Genomic DNA, 17,714 nt, shown 5'->3' with positions numbered 1-17,714 from the left:
TCAGAATCGAGTGATTAGTATCGAGCAGTGACAAGGGTCACTTACGACATTGCACTTTCGAGTTTCTACTTTTTACCCGTATAGGTATCCATCCAATCGAACACATTATCGTACCATTGGATTAAGTTTTCTTGGTTTAAGATCCAGTGATTCTCTTCAGGGAACATCAATAGCTTTGAAGGAATATTGTTACGTTGCAAGTAAGTAAAGGCAGCTAAACCTTGACCATAAGGCACACGGAAGTCTTTTTCACCATGGATTACCAGCATCGGTGTTTGCCAGTTTTCGACATAGTTAATAGGATTGAACTTCTCGTATAGTGCTTTGTTTTCGTGATATGGGCCACCGAACTCATGCTCTGGGAACCATAACTCCTCAGTGACATAGTAAAATGAACGCATATCAAATAAACCAGCGTGGTTAATTAGACACTTAAAGCCTGTGTTCCAGTTACCCGCAATCCAGTTCATCATATAGCCACCATAAGACCCCCCTAGGGCACAGGCGTTATTTTTATCCAGCCATGGTTGTTGTTTGGTCACGGCAGCCATGCCTTTTTTAAGGTCAACTAACGGTTTGCCCCCCCAGTCTTGGCTGATTGAGTTGGTAAATTCTTGCCCGTAACCCACAGAGCCATGGAAATCAACCATGACAACACCATAGCCTTGACCTGCCCATAATTGCGCATTCCAACGGCCAGAGAAGCTATTACCAAAGGAGCCCTGAGGGCCGCCATGTACTAGATAAGCAATTGGGTATTTTTGACCTTCTTGATAACCGACAGGCTTGATCCAGTGGCCATAAACGGTTTCATCATTCCAACCCTTGAATGTGAATTGCTGGTATTCACCAAATTCAACATTTTTTAACTTATCTCTGTTTGCCTCAGTTAACTGAGCTGTAGCAAAAGAGTTTAAATTGAGGTGATATAAGTCAGCTGGCTTATCAAGGGCTTTGTGACTGTAAACCAGTGTATCCCCTGCAATTGCCACAATCGAATTGCTGCCTTTATCCACCAATTCAGTTACTTTGCCTAAGTTGGTATCGATGCTATAAATGCTAACTTGACCTAAATCATAGGTACTTGCATAGAGTGTTTTGCCATCTTGACTAAAGTGAAGATCGTGGGCGCTACGATCCCATAAGGGAGCAACTTCACGCTCTTGGCCTGTGACTAGGTCACGCAGCATGATGCGAAAGCGATCCGCCTCAAATCCCGGCTTTTTCATGGCTAAGTAGGCCATGTGACGACCGTCACTGGAGAAGGTTGCGTGGGCATCCCAAGCTTGATTGGCTGGGGTAAGGTTAGTGGTCTTGCCTGTAGCCAATTCAATTTGCCATAGGTCATAGTTGGTTGACCATGCCTGATCTTTACTTGGCGCTTTGGCGGTGTAGACCAGATACTGAGAATCCTTGGAGAAGCTAACTTCTTCTAAACCAGAAAATGGCAGTGGTGGAGTATGGGTGTCTAATCCTTGGGTGATGTCGTTAAATTGCGTGTATTGGCCACTTTCATTTAACTTACCTAGCCATAGATGATTACGGGCATGATTGTCCCATGTATCCCAATGTCGAGCCATCAATTGGGTATATTCACGTCCATCGCTTTTGCGCGCTTCTTCAGTTGCAAACTTTTCTTTGCTGCACTTAGCGGTGTCACACTCAGGGAATGTTTGGGTGTACACCACCATGAGGTCGTTACTATTATCTAATTTGAAACCTGAAATTGGCAGTTCAAAGTCCGTCACTTGCTCGGCTTCACCACCGGTCAAAGGTAGTTTCCATACCTGTGCTGAACCACTTCGACTAGAAATAAAGTATACCGCTTGGTTATCTTTGCTGAAGCTAACCGAATGCTCAGTACCTTTATGGCTGGTAATTTTCTTTGCCTTGGCATGTTCTTTAGTAAGATCCAGCTGGTAAAGATCTGAAACAGCATGACGTTGCTCATCAACCAGTTTTAAACCGTAAACGAGAGTTTTGCCATCAGAAGAGACTGCAGCAGAATGAATTTTGTTTAAAGTGGTCAGTTTATGCACATCGAACGGTGCCGCAACCGCCGTTGTACAAAGGCCGCCAAGCAAGGCAGCAATGATATTGTTTTTCATTATTATTTCCCAAAAGGCCGTTTGTAGGTCGTATTTCATAAGAAATTGTTGTTGATTTTACGCTTACTTTTAAGCAATCACCGCCCCCTTTTATAAGGCAACAATTGTTAGGCAAAACATGATTTGCCGATTACGCTAATCAACCACAACGTTATGCGATTAGGGTATTTTTTATGGTGTCAATTTTGGCTAATGTGCCAACATAGAAAAGCGAAGCTGTAAAGCTTCGCTATTTCTTTAACTGAAATCGTACATAATATCTGTACGAAAGGTCAACCGTTCTAGCCTTCTAATTTCACTTTCCAAATAGCAGGACCAGTATCATGGGCATTGGTGCCTTCTGAATCAACGGCAACGGTCACAGGCATGTCTACCACATCAAACTCGTAGATAGCTTCCATACCAAGATCTTCAAAGGCAACGACTTTTGCCTTTTTAATGGCTTTAGCCACTAGGTAGGCGGCACCACCAACGGCCATAAGATATACGGCTTTATGGTGTTTTATACTTGCCACTGTTGCTGGTCCACGTTCCGCTTTACCAATCATACCCATTAGCCCAGTCTCGGCGAGCATCATTTCTGTGAATTTATCCATACGGGTAGAGGTTGTAGGGCCTGCGGGGCCAACCACTTCATCACCAACAGGGTCTACTGGGCCAACGTAGTAAATAAATTTGCCATTAAAGTCGACACCTTCAGGAAGGCCTTCACCACTTTCTAATAAACCTTGAATGCGTTTATGGGCGGCATCTCGGCCAGTGAGAATTTTACCTGACAGTAAAACGGTATCCCCTGACTTCCAAGTTTGGATTTCTTCTTTAGTGATGTTGTTAAGATCAGCGCGCTTAACATTGTCGCCCACTTCCCAGGTAATTTCTGGCCAGTCTTCAAGTTTAGGTGGGGTCAGTTCAGCAGGACCGCTGCCATCGAGATGGAAATGAACGTGACGTGTAGCGGCACAGTTTGGGATCATGACAACCGGCTTAGAAGCGGCATGGGTTGGCGCGCTTTTAATTTTAATGTCTAGAACGGTGGTCATGCCGCCAAGACCTTGAGCACCAATGCCTAACTTATTACAACGTTCGAAAATGTCTAAGCGTAAGGCTTCTTCGGTGGTTTGCGCACCACGAGCTTGTAGCTCATGAATATCCACAGGGTCCATGAGTGATTCTTTGGCCATTACCGCGGCTTTCTCTGCAGTACCGCCAATGCCAATCCCCAACATGCCAGGTGGACACCAACCCGCACCCATAGTTGGAACCGTTTTTTCAACCCATTCGGCAATATCGTCTGATGGGTTTAGCATGACCATCTTTGACTTGTTTTCAGAACCGCCACCTTTTGCGGCAATCATTACTTCGACTTGATCACCAGCTACCATATCAATATGGACAACAGCAGGAGCGTTGTCTTTAGTATTAATGCGCTTACCCGCAGGATCTTTTACGATGGAAGCTCGAAGTGGGTTATTCGGGTTGGAGTATGCCTTAGCGACACCGGCATCAACCATTTGCTGTACCGTCAGGTCTGAATCCCATTGCACATTCATACCAATTTTAACGAAACAAGTCACAATACCCGTGTCTTGACATAATGGGCGTTTACCCTCAGCAGACATACGTGAGTTAATTAAAATTTGCGCCATGGCGTCTTTTGCTGCAGGGCTTTGCTCGCGCAGGTAAGCGCTGTGCATAGCATCAATAAAATCTTTTGGATGGTAGTATGAAATATACTGTAGGGCATCTTCAATACTGTCAATAAAGTCAGCTTTTTTAATGATAGTGCTCATTTGGGCAACTCCGTTGGGGTTGTTCTTGTTATTTTCAACAAAATGTATTGAGTAATACATTTTGGCTATTAATCCTTTTGGTCAGCTATGATACCCTTTCCCGCCTTAATGGGCTAGAGGTATAACATTTAAGGTTTTTCATGACGATTGCGCTGCACACACAGATACTCAAATGGCAGGATGAGCCGCATTATTATTTTGCCCAAATTGCTCATTTACCTTGGGCGACCTATTTGAGCTCTGCCAATGCTGAGCACATTGATGCGCGCTATGATATTATTAGCGCCGATCCTCGCTTGACCATTGAATCTTATTTTAGCAAAGGAAAATGCACCAGCACTATTACCCATAACGGGACTAAAGTGCAGATGGCGGATAACCCGTTTCAATTAGTAAAACATTTCTTAAACCAAGTTTTTCCAATCAAAATCGATTCTAATCTGCCATTTTCAGGTGGAGTGTTAGGGCAGTTCGGTTATGATCTGGGTCGGGCTATGGAACGCATTGATACCATAGCGACTGCGGATATTGATGCGCCTGTAATGGCGGTAGGCATGTATGATTGGGCCATTATTGTCGATCATCAACTAAAAATTGCCACTATGGTGCATTATGGTGATCAACAAGGTTTGGCCAAAAGAATACAGTGGTTGCAGCAGCAACAAGGTGGTGCAACTGAACACTTTGCGTTAACGTCAAAATGGCATAACCAGATAAGCAAACAACAATATTTAGCCAAGTTTAATCAGGTCCAAAATTACCTTGCCAGTGGGGATTGTTATCAAATTAATCTAACCCAAAGGTTCAGCGCAACTTATCAAGGGGATGAGTGGCAGGCTTATCAAAAGTTAAGTCACCATAATAGCGCGCCGTTTTCGGCATTTATCCGCCATCAAGACTACGCGATATTGTCGATTTCTCCTGAACGTTTTTTACAGGTACATAAAGGTGTAATTGAAACCAAGCCAATTAAGGGAACTCGCCCAAGACATCAAGACCCTATTACCGATGCGGCATTGGCTGCACAACTTCAGTCTGCACCTAAAGACAACGCTGAAAATCTGATGATTGTCGATTTATTGCGTAACGATTTAGGACGTGTGGCGGCTGCCGGCAGCGTCACGGTACCGAAATTATTTGATATTGAGTCTTTTCCTGCGGTGCACCATCTAGTATCAACGGTTAGGGCAAAATTAGATAGTCGATACCACCCCATTGATGCCTTAGCCAAGGCCTTCCCTGGTGGCTCAATCACTGGCGCCCCTAAAATTCGGGCGATGAATATTATTGAAGAGCTTGAGCCTAGTCGCCGCCATATTTATTGTGGTTCGATTGGTTATATTAGCCAAAATGGTGATATGGATACTTCGATTACCATCAGAACCTTGATTGCTGAGCAGGGCAAGATCCATTGTTGGGCTGGCGGCGGCATCGTGGTCGATTCTGATGGCGATGAGGAATACCAGGAAAGTTATGATAAGGTAGCTAAAATTTTGCCGATTTTAGAGTCCAATGAAATTAACTGAGCTAATAAATCGTTTTCAATTATGCCCATGTGTAGATTGGCCAAGTCCTCCTAATGTACCCGCTAATCTGCAACAAGCAGCAGTATTAATCGGCATAAGCGATGATATTAGTCCGGCAATCTGGTTAACCCAAAGACCTCTACATATGAAGCATCATCCTGGCCAGGTAAGTTTCCCTGGGGGCAAGGTCGAGTCTTATGATAAAGATATCTACGCCACAGCAGCTCGTGAGGCGCAGGAAGAAATTGGCTTGTTGCCTCAACATCTCCAATTTTTAGGGAAACTGCCCAATCATCAAACCCATACTGGCTTTGATATTACGCCAGTGGTGGCGCTCATCGACCGAAACTTTCAGCCTAAAGTCGATCAAGCAGAGGTGAGCGCCTGTTTTACTTTACCCCTGCAAATTGCCCTTGATAAGCGTAATTTCCATCAACTGAATATTGAACGTAATAATATCAATTATCGTTTGGATTTTTTGCCTTATAAACAGCGCTTGATTTGGGGAGCAACAGGCGCTATTTTGCAGCAGTTCCTGCATCAAATTCGACCCTAGAAGTAGGTTTTTTATAAAAAAGTACAAATATCAATCTTTAAGTTTAAACTTATTGGTTGTTAGCGTGTTTTTCTTCTTGAGAAAACACGCATAATAGGTAGTATAAGCCTTTCATCATGTAATTAATGATTTGGAGTAATAATCAACAATGTCTGTGGCAACTATCGCCGACCTTTTTAAAGGCGCACACACAACTGGCAGTGAAGTAACCGTTCAAGGATGGATCCGTACTCGACGTGATTCCAAAGCCGGCCTTTCTTTTTTAAATATCTATGATGGTTCGTGCTTTGACGGCATCCAAGGTGTTGCTGAGAATTCTCTAAATAATTACCAAAACGAAATTTTAAAACTGACTGCAGGTTGTTCTGTTGAAGTTACTGGCACCCTAGTTGAATCTATGGGTAAAGGTCAGTCAGTTGAAATTCAAGTGACGAACGTAAATGTGGTAGGTTGGGTAGACGATCCTGATACTTACCCAATGGCGGCGAAGCGTCATACTATTGAACATTTACGTGAAGTGGCGCATCTACGTCCACGTACTAACGTCATTGGTGCGGTTGCCCGTGTTCGTAACTGTTTATCCCAAGCGATTCATCGTTTCTACCACGAGCAAGGCTTCATTTGGATGTCTGCGCCACTGATCACAGCTTCTGATGCCGAGGGTGCTGGTGAGATGTTCCGGGTATCAACGTTAGATATGAACAATCTGCCACGCACAGATAAGGGAGAGGTAGACTTTAACGAAGATTTCTTCGGTAAAGAAACCTTCTTAACCGTATCTGGACAGTTAAACGCAGAAGCTTATGCTTGTGCTTTAAGCAAAGTCTACACTTTCGGACCGACTTTCCGCGCTGAAAACTCTAATACCTCTCGCCACTTGGCTGAGTTCTGGATGGTAGAGCCTGAGGTGGCGTTTGCCGACCTTGATGCGGTCGCTAAGCTGTCTGAAGAGATGCTTAAATATGTATTTAAAGCCGTTCTTGCAGAGCGTCGTGATGACCTTGAGTTCTTTGCGCAACGTATCGACAAAGAAGCCATCACTCGTCTAGAAAAATTCGTAGAGTCTGATTTTGCTCAAGTAGACTACACTGACGCGATTCAAATCCTACTGGATTCAGGCAAGAAGTTTGAATTTGACGTAGAGTGGGGCATCGACATGTCATCTGAGCATGAGCGTTACCTTGCAGAAGAGCATTTTAAAGCGCCAGTGATTGTTAAAAACTACCCGAAAGACATTAAAGCATTCTACATGCGTCTTAATGATGATGGTAAGACGGTAGCCGCGATGGACGTGTTAGCCCCTGGTATTGGTGAGATCATCGGTGGTTCACAGCGTGAAGAGCGTTTAGACATTCTTGATGCCCGTATGCGTGAAATGAACATCGATCCAGACCACATGAGCTGGTACCGTGATTTACGTCGCTATGGTACCGTACCTCACGCAGGCTTTGGTTTAGGTTTTGAACGCTTGGTTTCTTATGTTACCGGTATGGGTAACGTGCGTGATGTGATCCCATTCCCACGTACTCCTCGCAGCGCGAATTTCTAATTTCTGCTCTAGCCAGAGGATGTAAAAGGGTTGCCAATGGGCAATCCTTTTTTGTATCCGAGGTTTAAAATTTGCTCAACAAGTGGCCATGTTTATTAGTCATGGCCGCGACTCAAAATGGCAGCAACAATATTGGCTGAGCACTATCGAGTTATTTGCTAACGATCGTGATCACTAAAGGATATTTCTGATTGCTTACAATTAACTGAGAAAACCCAAAGATTATGGTTTATATTTTAATCACCCTTTAAGGTGTTATTGCTGAGGTTGCAATATAGGGTCCTTGTTATCAATTAAGATCACTCCCTAACAAAAGGATTGTTAAATGAACCATTTAATCAGCAAAGTATTTTTATTATTGTTTACTGTGAGTTTGGCCCAGCCAGTGATGGCAAACTGTGAGTCGCAGGTTAAGGCTGCTGAACGAGCCGCACAAGCAAGAGATAGAGCTTGCAACGCCGCTTCTAAGTCTTGGAAAGATAAAACCGCCGATGAAATGAAAAATGCCAATAAACGTTGTGAGCAGAAGCAAAAAGCATATGAGCGTGCCAAAGAGCGCCTGAGGGCTTGCCACGGCAAGTAATCAAGGTTTAGTATTTATACAACATGGTGCTAAAGCCAGCCTAGATTAAGGGCTGGCTTTTTAGCTTTGTAAACATCAATTTACTGATTTTGATTCATATTTAGAATAAATCGATTATTTGTAATTCGTTGCTTGTTAGTATTTTCAGTAATGGAGTATTTTGAATTTTTATCATTGTGGTTGTTAATATTTATGAAGAATAACAAAGTAGTATTGATATTGTTAGCCTTGTTCGCAACAGACTCTCTGGCAGCTCCCGTTGAGCTTAAATCAAGAATTGTTGCTCAAACACAAGTGGCTTTGGAGCAGGATATCATTGATGGTGTCTGGGGCATTGTTGGGAATAAGCCTAACCAAGGCGCCCATGTCTATCGAAACCCGAAAGGGGGGCCAAATGGTGAACCCAGTTATTTATTTCATGCAAAATCAAATAAGGTAAATCGCATTGAGTTTACCGAAGCTTTTGGTCGATTTGATACCCTTGATAAGCTTTCAGCAGAAAGATTAGAAAAAGTATTGGCGATCAAAGATGCCTATTTAAATGTCGATGTTGGTCACTATGGTGATACTGTTACCTATTCATGGTCGACCAAGTTCCCACAAAATCTAGATAAAAACAGCCAGGGTATCGTCGCCCAATGGCATGGCCGTCCGGACCGTACTTTGATTGAAAAGGATGGCCTTATCCAGTACCTGAGTATTGATGAATTTTATACTCTGCAACAGCAGTATCAATTCAGAAAAGATAAAAAGGCCATTAATCGCCGCACCAACAAAGTGGAAAATATCCTAATTGATGGTGCCGCTGGTGGTCCGATTGCGGCATTGCGTCTAGGTGATGGCTATTTACATATGATTGTGCGTTCGGAAAATGCCCGTCGCTCGGACTCCCTCACTAAGGTGAAGCCTAAAGCCACTTCCCCCCTTGGCAAAACCATTAGCAAGGGGTCAAAACAGGGAGCTTTAGTTTGGAAGTTACCTGTTAGTCAAATAACTAAAGATAAGTGGATGAATTTTAAGGTTGAAATTCATTATAGTGAATATTCTTTAGCAGAGGATGAGGTGCTAACACCCGGTCATATAAAAATTTGGCTTGATGGCAAAATGGTGGCTGATTGGCAAGGCAATATTGGCAAAAATGATATTTTAGGCCCTTACTTTAAATTTGGTATTTATAAGCCAGGTCGTAACGGCATTATGGTTGAGCACAGTAATTACCAACGTCAAATCGCCCGTACTAGAAAATCACCAGTGCAACATTTGCATTAATGGTGACCTCTGCTGCCCTAATTGAAGCTTTTCAATTAGGGCATTGTTATTGCGAACTCAATGGCATCTATCGTTTATGGGAAGGCCAATGCTTTAACTTGTCAATGCTGTTGTTGTTACGAAGAGCAGCTGTAATGACTTACGCCACCAAGGTTGAAGGTGTCCAGTGGCTTTAGGCGGTAATACTTTTCTTCAAATTCTTGGCTTTGTTCATCATAGGGAGCGGCAAATAATTGCTGTAGCTCTTGTATTAATGTGTAATCCCCTTGAGCTGCTTGTTGGTAGGCGGGCACGATTAACCATTCACGCCAAGTATACTTAGGGTTGACCAGCTTCATTTTGCTAGAAATACGTTCATTGCTCTGGCGGTTATCAAGCAAACCATGCCATTGGCTTAACCACTCATTCCACTGCTGCGCCATTTCATCATTGAGGTTAGTGTAAAAACATTTACCTAAACCGCTGACATCTTTTGGTAAGGATGATAACTCCCTAAAGAAAATGGTGTAGTCGACATGGCTTTTCATCATGAGGGTGAATAAGGACTTAAGTAAATCTTCATCCGCAGTTTCTAATCCCAGTTTACTGGCCCACATGGCATCGACTTTGTGTTGAACAAGCGTGCCAAACTGTTGCTGCAATTGCTCAAGCTGAGCTAAGGCTTGTTCATCGCCTTTTAGCAAATGCTCTAGAGATCCGCAGAAGCTTTCAAAGTTTTTTTGCGCTGCAGCTGGCTGGTTAAAGAATGAAAAATGGCGGCCGCCACCGGTCCAAGGTTGAAAGAACGGTTCAAAATGTTCGCAAAAACCAAATGGGCCGTAATCTAGAGTAAAGCCACCAATGGCACAGTTATCACTGTTAAAGTTGCCCTGGCAAAAACCCACGCGTAGCCAATTAGCAATCAGTGAGCTTAAGCGTTCACTAAAGTGGCTGGCCAGTAATACAATTTGCTCACTTAAGGGCAGGCTAGCATCAATTTGGTCGCGGTATTCGCGCTCAATTATATGGCTGACAATTTGTTTTAACTCAGCCAATTGGTTTGGATTGGCAAAGGTGCGGGCCCGGCGGCCAAATAACTCTAACTGGCCAACCCGTAAAAACGATGGTGCTACTCTGGTACTAATGGCTACCGGGTTATCTACCATAATATCGGGATCTTCACTGCGTGAACCTTCTGTATACCATGGACGGCTCACTGTCTCTGTGGTTGAGGCAAATAGAGATAACGAACGACTGGTTGGTACTCCAAGGGCGTGCATGTATTCCTGTGCTAAAAACTCACGCACGCTTGAGCGCAATACTGCGCGGCCATCGGCGCCTCGACAATAAGGGGTAGGGCCGCCACCTTTTAATTGCATTTCCCAGCGCTTTCCTTCAAACACCCCTTCAAAAATTGACATAGCACGGCCATCGCCATAGCCATTGCCGGTTTGGAAAGGGCACTGCTGGTTATATTCAGTACCGTAAATAGAAAGCGCATATCCGGTTGCCCAACCTAACTTATTCATACCTTCAGGCAGTTGTGAAGTATCACCTGAGAATAGTTGTTTAAAGATTGGGTCTTGAGCGAGGCTGTTATCTAAGCCTAACTCGTTAAACAATGCCGCTGAGTGGGCAATATAAACAGGGTTGTCAATTGCCGTAGGTTGCACGGGAACATAGTGGCCAGAGAACACTTGCCTTGGTTGAAAGTCTATACCGTCTGCAGTGGCATGGGGATCGCAGTTAAGTGACTCAAGCAAAGAATAACTTGCAGTATTGGCAAACTGCTCAATATTAGTAATTTTAGTTTGATTGATCTTTTCGGCCATATTGCTTATTTCCCTTGATACGGCAAGCTCGAAGCTGATGATAAACATAATACGCCGAGACAAACAAAAAGCCTATGTTTGTTGTCATTAAATAATTGGCTTTGACTGCCATTTTAAAAAAGAGTAAATGATTTATAATGTTAATTTTTTGACATTGATTTCAATTGGTTATGTGTTTATGCTGTTGTCTAAAAAGGAACCATTACAGCATCTGATTTCAAGGAAAAGCAATGAAAAAGCACCTATTAATTTTATTATTAACATTAATTTCTATGTTTGCTACTGCAGGAAAATATGCAAGAGAGGCAAACGAAAATCCATTTCTAGATGGTCAGCTAAATGCAAAATATCAAGGTGAAGTAGTTGCTATTGCTGGTGATGTGATCACAAAAATGATGGTTGATAATCATCGATTTTATTTGCTGGACTTAAAAACAGAAGGGCTGAAAAACATTTGGGTGACTAGCTTTATTCAACCCCAGGGAAAGCCAACCGTTGATGTAGGAGATAACATTATTTTTCAGGGTTATATCTCCACATCTTCAGACCTAGATCCCAGTGGTAAGTTACATTCAGCAATTAAATCACAGACATTATTATTGGCAATACGTGCCAAAAACAATGGCGCCTAAGCGCATATTTGGGGCAATGATAACGCTGAGGGAGCTGAGTTTCAGCCTTAGCTCAAACATTTATCCGCGCTAGTGGGCGGTGATTGTCTCCAACAGCTGTGAGGGTGAATTTTTGCAAAACTGCAATAAAGTCCAATAATATTGGTTAACCTTGTAGGGCTTGTCTACTTTTTGTGCAAATTAGGCGGAAATCATTTCTCTTACAAATGTAATACAGGCCATATTCTTATTTAAGGAACCCCCATGAGAATGAAATGGAAATTAGTCGTCCTCAATGTTGTCATGATGAGTTGGCATTTATCATGTGATGCTAATACTCATGTAATCACCGAGCAACTTAGTCGTGAAGCCTCCCAGTTAACCTCAGCCTATTCTAAAGAATTGCAAGGGGCGTTAGCCGCGGCCATGAAATCTGGCGGACCGGTAGCAGCTGTGCAGGCCTGTAATCATTTAGCGCCGAGTATCACTGACCAATATAATCGTCACGGTGACTGGCAGATTGGCCGCACTAGCGCAAAATTGCGTAACCCTAACAATGCGCCAGATCCATGGCAACAAAAGGGGCTTGAATACTTTGAACAACAAGTTGCTAATGGTGCGGCTCCCCAATCTTTAGTTTATAGCGAAGTGGTTGAAAAAAATGGTCGGCAGCATTATCGATTTATGAAAGCCATTATCATGCCACCTTTGGCTAAAGCCCCTTGTTTGCAATGCCATGGCGCTAAAATTGCGCCAGAGGTTCAAACCAAACTTACCCAGCTATACCCAACTGATCAAGCGGTAGGTTACCAAGCGGGTCAAGTGCGGGGGGCATTTACTCTGATTAAGGCGTTGTAGCTAAATAAACACACAGCAATACAGTTATTCAATAATGGCGTATATAGTTGTATTAGACTTCACTATTCGGAATGACTGTGACAACCAATAAAAATCTACCCGACAACACCGCTAGCAAGGTGCCCAGTTCACGTCTTGGGCGGTTAAGCCAATTTGGTGGTCTAGCCGCTAAGGTATTGGGTAATGTCGCCCTGGAGGGGGCTAAAAAGCTATCCCAAGGGCAACGACCTAAAACCAGTGAGTTATTGCTGACGCCGAGTAACTTACAACACCTGGCGAAAAAGCTCTCTCATCTTCGTGGTGCCGCCATGAAGTTGGGGCAAATGCTGTCTATGGATGCCGGTGAATTACTGTCACCAGAGCTCGCTGGCATTCTAGAACGTCTGCGCTCTGATGCCTCTCCCATGCCCCATAAACAATTGCTTGAAGTGTTGCAGCAACAATGGGGGGAAGGCTGGTTGGATCATTTCTCAAACTTTGAATTAAGGCCTTTTGCGGCGGCTTCTATCGGCCAAGTGCATTTGGCTAATTTAGCCTGTGGCCAAAAGCTAGCCGTAAAGGTGCAATATCCAGGGGTAAAACAGGCGATAAGTTCTGATGTTGATAACGTCGCATCACTGCTTAAAATTTCTGGCTTATTACCGCCACAGTTGGATATTAAGCCACTCCTTAATGAGGCGAAAAAGCAGCTTGAAGATGAAGCCGATTATCAGTTAGAGGCGGATTATCTTAACCGCTATAGCCAGTTAATTGATTCAAAACAGTTTGCCATACCCAGCGTACACTCTCAGCTTGTTACCGATGTCATGTTGCCCATGAGCTTTATAGACGGTGTGCCTATTGAAGCGACCCTCCATTTACCTCAAGCAACTCGTAATAGTATTGTACAAAGGCTAATCGCTTTATTTATGGCTGAATTGTTTGATTTTAAGTTAATGCAAAGTGATCCCAATTTTGCAAATTTTCAGTACCAGCAAAATACCGACAAAATTGTATTATTGGATTTTGGTGCGACTCGAAGGATCCCGCAAACAATCAGTGAGGGCTATAAGCTGCTGATCAACGGGGGAGTGAATCAAGATAACGAGATGATGCTAGCAGGGGCTAAGCAAGTGGGCTTTTTTGCAGATGATATCGATGAGGATTATCTTAACGATGTGTTGACCATCTTCAATCTCGCCTGCGAGCCAATACGCCATCAAGGTGAATACGACTTTTCCACCAGTAACTTAGCCCAGAGGGTTAAGGAACAGGGGATGAATATAAACCGACAAAAGGCTCAATGGCACACGCCGCCTGTTGATGCTTTGTTTATTCATCGTAAACTTGGGGGGTTGTATTTGCTTGCTAATAAGTTACAGGCAAAAATCAATGTGGCTGAGCTCTTTATAGCATACAAGGCTTGAGTGCCTTAGGGACTTCGGCTCCTTGACTGAAGCTGTCATTATTAATCTGATGGCCATTACTTTTACAGTAATGGCCATCCTTCTGTTAAGCAATGATGGTCGCTTCATCGATATTTACTGCTTTGTTCAAAGCATCAAATCGACTCTCCACAATATGGTCTGCACCAACTTTAGCGGTGATCTTCATGCGACTAAACTTTTCCTTGGTTTTAGGATCATTACAGGCAATCCAAACCTTCTTTCCTTGATCTAAAGCTTCATTGACAGCGTTTTCGATTGCAAGAGAAATGGTTGCATCAATTAAAGGAACGTCCGTGAGATCAAAAACCACCTTTTCATAGCTGGCCATATTTTCCTGTTCTCTGGCTATTGCTCTGGAAACACCAAAGATCATCGGCCCACTGAAGTAAAGTAGCATCACTTTTCCTTGGCTCCTGTCTAAAAGTGCACGTTCTTTTCTTCTAAGTGGGATCTGATCATCGGTGTCACTTATCGATTGCACATTTTGCGATTGCAGATGGCTCAGTTTTTCAATCGTCAGGATGTTTGCAATAAAGACACCGATACCAACTGCGACAATTAAATCGACAAAAACGGTTAATAGCATCACGCCATACATAATTAAACTGGCGCTAATTGAAACGTGATGGGCCCTTTTTAAGAAACTCCAATCAAGAATATTAAGCCCAACCTTGATGGCAATTGCGGCAAGAACCGCCAATGGGATGTAAGCGGTCAAGCCCGCCGCAAAGACCACTAAAATCAACAATACTAAAGCACGAGTAATGCCTGAAATGGCTGTGCGTGCCCCCGCTTGAATGTTAACGACAGTGCCCATGGTGGCGCCAGCACCAGGCAAGCCACCACAAAAGCCAGAGACCATATTACCAATACCCTGACCGATCAGTTCTTTATTGGAGTTATGTTCCTTTCGAGTCAAACTGTCTGCTATGACGGCAGTAAGTAGAGCATCGATACAGCCTAAAGTGCCAAGTACAATACCATCGACCACCATTGTGGTAATTAAATCTGCGCTTAATGTGGGAAAGATAATTTCTGGAAAACCAAGGGAAACCGCCCCTATGGTTCGAATGTCCGAATCATTGAGTAGCAACAGTGCCAGCAGCGAGCCGACAATGAGTGCAATCAACTGGGGAGGTACTCTGGTTGCCCACTTTTTAGGAAAGAAAAATAAAATCGCTAAGGTGATGATGCCTAAACCCACTTCAAACCAATTTGCTTGGTTAAATAATACCGGTAGAGCCAATAAATTACCTAAGACACCACCTTCTTGATTTGGGTGGCCTAATAATGGTGGTAATTGCAGAATGATTAAAATGACGCCAATACCAGACATGAAGCCAGATATAACACTGTAAGGCATTAGCGTAATGTATTTACCAAGGTTAAGTAAGCCTAATAGAATTTGGAATGCCCCAGCGATCATAACAACGGTGAAAGCCATCGCGATGCCATTTTCAGGATTGTTGGCAATCATTGTCGTTAATACTGCAGCCATGACTACTGTCATTGGGCCGGTGGGTTCTGATATTAGAGTTGGTGTGCCACCAAATAGCGCCGCAAATAAGCCAACTAGAATGGCGCCATAAAGGCCCGCTTCAGCTCCAGCACCAGAGGCAACACCAAAAGCTAAGGCTAAAGGAAGAGAAACAATGGCTGCAGTAACACCGCCAAAAAGATCGCCTCGAAGATTAGAAAGATTAATCTCATTGAGCCAAGTTGATTTTATCATTATAAATATCCTAACCAATGCAAAGAACACTAGGGGTATTAACTGTTATTTTCCTGCGTAGGGTATCGTGCCATGCTAATTAATAAAAGTGAAAAATCTCGATAACACATCTACAACAGCACCAAAGATAACCAAGACGCTGTCGGGGGTGCTTAAGCTGTTGTTTTTATAGTTTTTTTATTGCGTTGATTAGCATTTAACTGTGGTCTTATCAGTCATTGGGGTTAGCCTTAGGTCAGCTTTATAAGTGCTCATTGCCGAATAACCATTAAATAACAAGGTTTATTATGTTACTTTGGTTACAGTATAGCGTTGTTGATAGTCATTTATATTGACTAGGGGCTTTTTTATCAGTTAACGACCAACGAGCAGTTTGACTTTGTTTTGGTATTCGGTACATTTAGTAAAAATTTATCGATAACAATAAAATATTGTAAGTGTTATAGGATACTTTTTTTGTTTTGCTTGTTTTATAATTAAATGTACTTAATTTCAATAGTATAGAGGTTTTTTTGGCTAATATTCTACTCAAGCGAGATGACAAATTATCGATAAAAGTTAGCCATCAAATGAAGTTGGGGTCGCATCGTCGTGTCGATGTATTTTTCACCTTCCCTAAAGATATGGATATTAATCCTCAAACCTTACCTGAGGAGCATTACTTCAATGTGGGCATAAAAGGCAGACGTTCTTATTTTAGTGATGGTTTACACCAGCCTTTGCTACACACGCGCTTTGCTAGCCTAAACAAGGAAGACAATCATTACCGTACCAATGTTAATTTATTTGCTTATCAATTTGCCATAGCCAATGAAATTGACACAAAAAGCGTACTGAACACCGAAGAAGCCGATGAGCTATATGTAAAAGCACTGGTTCTCGCTCAGCATAATGCTGATTTTCTGAAAAAATTTAGACGCTCTCGGCCAACTAGGGAGAAGCCCCAAGGCCAGTTTGATAATGCTGATAACTATGTTTCCTGGCGTTATTACCAGCAACTTTTAAAGTTAATTGCTAAGGCTCCAAGGGGCGCTGAATACAAAGATTCGAGACGATTTTTATTGGAATTTGCCAATAAAGAGCTCGAATACCGCTGGCAACAGGGTTATCAGAGTGAGACCATGAACGATGATCCCAATCGCTTAGCCAATAAAATGCGTCTTCTTAGGCGTTTGATTGAATATGATGTGCTGTTTAGGCAAAGTATTCGCTCTTTGGGGAAGACCCTTAAAAAGTTTGTCACTGGATTCGTCACTGCGATGATAGCCATTGTGGTACTGACACTTATTATTAAGACTCGTCAAGATCTTGGTGTGAGTGCAGTCATGATAGGAGTATTAGCCATTATTTATGGCTTGCGTGAAGTATTTAAAGAAGATTTACGAAATATTCTATGGAAGTGGTTACGAAAAGGAAAGCCCAAATGGTCTAGCTATCTGTTTGGAAAAAATAGCAATACACCTTTAGTGAAACAGAAGATCTGGCTAGATTATAAAAAAATTGAAAAGTTGCCTGTCGAGGTCCAAAACAAGCTCAATAATACTCTTAAAAGTCGTAATCATGCAGACTATATATTGCATTATCGGATCGAATCTTTAGTGGCAGAAAAAGGTTTTGTCGCCGGTTATCAGGCCTTGCAAGAGACGTTGTATTTTAACCTTCGTCCGTTTACCCGTTATTTAGCATCGGGGACGGGAGAATTATTTCAAGAAGTGAATGGCAAAGTGTCAAAAGTAGCGATTGAAAAGCGCTATCAAATTAATGCTATTGTCAAAATGTCCAGTAAAAAAGATGAACAAGTCATTAAGCGTTATAAAATTAATTTGACTCGTAGCCAAATTATTAATATCGAATTAGCCTCTTGATGGCCTTAGTTAGATGGGGCTTTTACTTA

13 protein-coding genes are annotated in these 17,714 nt (G+C 42.7%); 9 read left to right on the top strand and 4 right to left on the bottom strand.

The genetic code is table 11. The features are described from left to right. Positions 1-65: 65 nt before the first annotated feature. Positions 66-2,108: a S9 family peptidase gene (locus GFB48_RS10495; RefSeq protein WP_163935050.1), complete on the bottom strand. Its 2,043-nt coding sequence runs from the start codon at positions 2,106-2,108 to the stop codon at positions 66-68. 281 nt (positions 2,109-2,389) lie between these two features. Then, positions 2,390-3,898 (bottom strand): fumarate hydratase, encoded by a 1,509-nt coding sequence (locus tag GFB48_RS10490; protein WP_163935047.1) that lies wholly within the window; start codon positions 3,896-3,898, stop codon positions 2,390-2,392. Between the two features lie 140 nt (positions 3,899-4,038). On the opposite strand from GFB48_RS10490, the gene pabB reads away from it, so the two are divergent. The 5 genes from pabB to GFB48_RS10465 all read left to right on the top strand — a co-directional run bounded on the left by pabB (position 4,039) and on the right by GFB48_RS10465 (position 9,381). Next, positions 4,039-5,424, top strand: a complete 1,386-nt coding sequence (gene pabB, locus GFB48_RS10485) for an aminodeoxychorismate synthase component I (RefSeq protein ID WP_163935045.1) — start codon at positions 4,039-4,041, stop codon at positions 5,422-5,424. Next, a complete protein-coding gene (locus tag GFB48_RS10480) occupies positions 5,411-5,980 on the top strand; it encodes a CoA pyrophosphatase (RefSeq protein ID WP_163935042.1) in 570 nt (189 codons plus the stop codon). Before pabB ends, GFB48_RS10480 begins: the two co-directional genes overlap by 14 nt. A gap of 148 nt (positions 5,981-6,128) precedes the next feature. Further along, positions 6,129-7,529: an asparagine--tRNA ligase gene (gene asnS / locus GFB48_RS10475; protein ID WP_163935039.1), complete on the top strand. Its 1,401-nt coding sequence runs from the start codon at positions 6,129-6,131 to the stop codon at positions 7,527-7,529. A 325-nt stretch (positions 7,530-7,854) separates the two neighbouring features. Beyond that, entirely contained in the window at positions 7,855-8,112 is a 258-nt protein-coding gene (locus GFB48_RS10470; protein WP_163935037.1) for a hypothetical protein, read from the top strand. A gap of 192 nt (positions 8,113-8,304) precedes the next feature. Beyond that, a complete protein-coding gene (locus GFB48_RS10465) occupies positions 8,305-9,381 on the top strand; it encodes a heparin lyase I family protein (protein ID WP_163935034.1) in 1,077 nt (358 codons plus the stop codon). 116 nt (positions 9,382-9,497) lie between these two features. Here the strand turns inward: GFB48_RS10465 and GFB48_RS10460 are convergent, their stop codons facing one another. After that, a complete protein-coding gene (locus GFB48_RS10460; RefSeq protein ID WP_163935031.1) occupies positions 9,498-11,192 on the bottom strand; it encodes a YdiU family protein in 1,695 nt (564 codons plus the stop codon). Positions 11,193-11,422: 230 nt separating this feature from the next. Between GFB48_RS10460 and GFB48_RS10455 the strand changes: the two genes are divergently transcribed. The 3 genes from GFB48_RS10455 (at position 11,423) to GFB48_RS10445 (ending at position 14,067) form a co-directional block, all read left to right on the top strand. Further along, a complete protein-coding gene (locus tag GFB48_RS10455; protein ID WP_163935028.1) occupies positions 11,423-11,824 on the top strand; it encodes a hypothetical protein in 402 nt (133 codons plus the stop codon). Between the two features lie 243 nt (positions 11,825-12,067). After that, positions 12,068-12,661 (top strand): DUF3365 domain-containing protein, encoded by a 594-nt coding sequence (locus GFB48_RS10450; protein WP_163935025.1) that lies wholly within the window; start codon positions 12,068-12,070, stop codon positions 12,659-12,661. Positions 12,662-12,738: 77 nt separating this feature from the next. Continuing rightward, positions 12,739-14,067, top strand: a complete 1,329-nt coding sequence (locus GFB48_RS10445) for an AarF/ABC1/UbiB kinase family protein (protein WP_240464858.1) — start codon at positions 12,739-12,741, stop codon at positions 14,065-14,067. An 85-nt stretch (positions 14,068-14,152) separates the two neighbouring features. Here the strand turns inward: GFB48_RS10445 and GFB48_RS10440 are convergent, their stop codons facing one another. Then, the gene (locus GFB48_RS10440; RefSeq protein WP_163935020.1) at positions 14,153-15,820 is read right to left on the bottom strand and encodes a SulP family inorganic anion transporter; all 1,668 of its coding nucleotides are present in this window, start codon (positions 15,818-15,820) and stop codon (positions 14,153-14,155) included. A 512-nt stretch (positions 15,821-16,332) separates the two neighbouring features. Between GFB48_RS10440 and GFB48_RS10435 the strand changes: the two genes are divergently transcribed. Next, entirely contained in the window at positions 16,333-17,685 is a 1,353-nt protein-coding gene (locus GFB48_RS10435; RefSeq protein ID WP_163935017.1) for a hypothetical protein, read from the top strand. Positions 17,686-17,714 lie beyond the last annotated feature (29 nt).

The organism is Paraferrimonas sp. SM1919 (genome assembly GCF_010993985.1).
GTDB lineage: Bacteria > Pseudomonadota > Gammaproteobacteria > Enterobacterales > Shewanellaceae > SM1919.
The sequence above is the reverse complement of the archived record's forward strand: the minus strand, read 5'-3'. Positions and strand labels throughout refer to the sequence as shown.

Coding starts and splice junctions, on each gene's coding strand:
- GFB48_RS10495 (WP_163935050.1), bottom strand. CDS start 2,108: ATGAAAAACAATATCATTGCTGCCTTGCTTGGCGGCCTTTGTACAACG.
- GFB48_RS10490 (WP_163935047.1), bottom strand. CDS start 3,898: ATGAGCACTATCATTAAAAAAGCTGACTTTATTGACAGTATTGAAGAT.
- pabB (WP_163935045.1), top strand. CDS start 4,039: ATGACGATTGCGCTGCACACACAGATACTCAAATGGCAGGATGAGCCG.
- GFB48_RS10480 (WP_163935042.1), top strand. CDS start 5,411: ATGAAATTAACTGAGCTAATAAATCGTTTTCAATTATGCCCATGTGTA.
- asnS (WP_163935039.1), top strand. CDS start 6,129: ATGTCTGTGGCAACTATCGCCGACCTTTTTAAAGGCGCACACACAACT.
- GFB48_RS10470 (WP_163935037.1), top strand. CDS start 7,855: ATGAACCATTTAATCAGCAAAGTATTTTTATTATTGTTTACTGTGAGT.
- GFB48_RS10465 (WP_163935034.1), top strand. CDS start 8,305: ATGAAGAATAACAAAGTAGTATTGATATTGTTAGCCTTGTTCGCAACA.
- GFB48_RS10460 (WP_163935031.1), bottom strand. CDS start 11,192: ATGGCCGAAAAGATCAATCAAACTAAAATTACTAATATTGAGCAGTTT.
- GFB48_RS10455 (WP_163935028.1), top strand. CDS start 11,423: ATGAAAAAGCACCTATTAATTTTATTATTAACATTAATTTCTATGTTT.
- GFB48_RS10450 (WP_163935025.1), top strand. CDS start 12,068: ATGAGAATGAAATGGAAATTAGTCGTCCTCAATGTTGTCATGATGAGT.
- GFB48_RS10440 (WP_163935020.1), bottom strand. CDS start 15,820: ATGATAAAATCAACTTGGCTCAATGAGATTAATCTTTCTAATCTTCGA.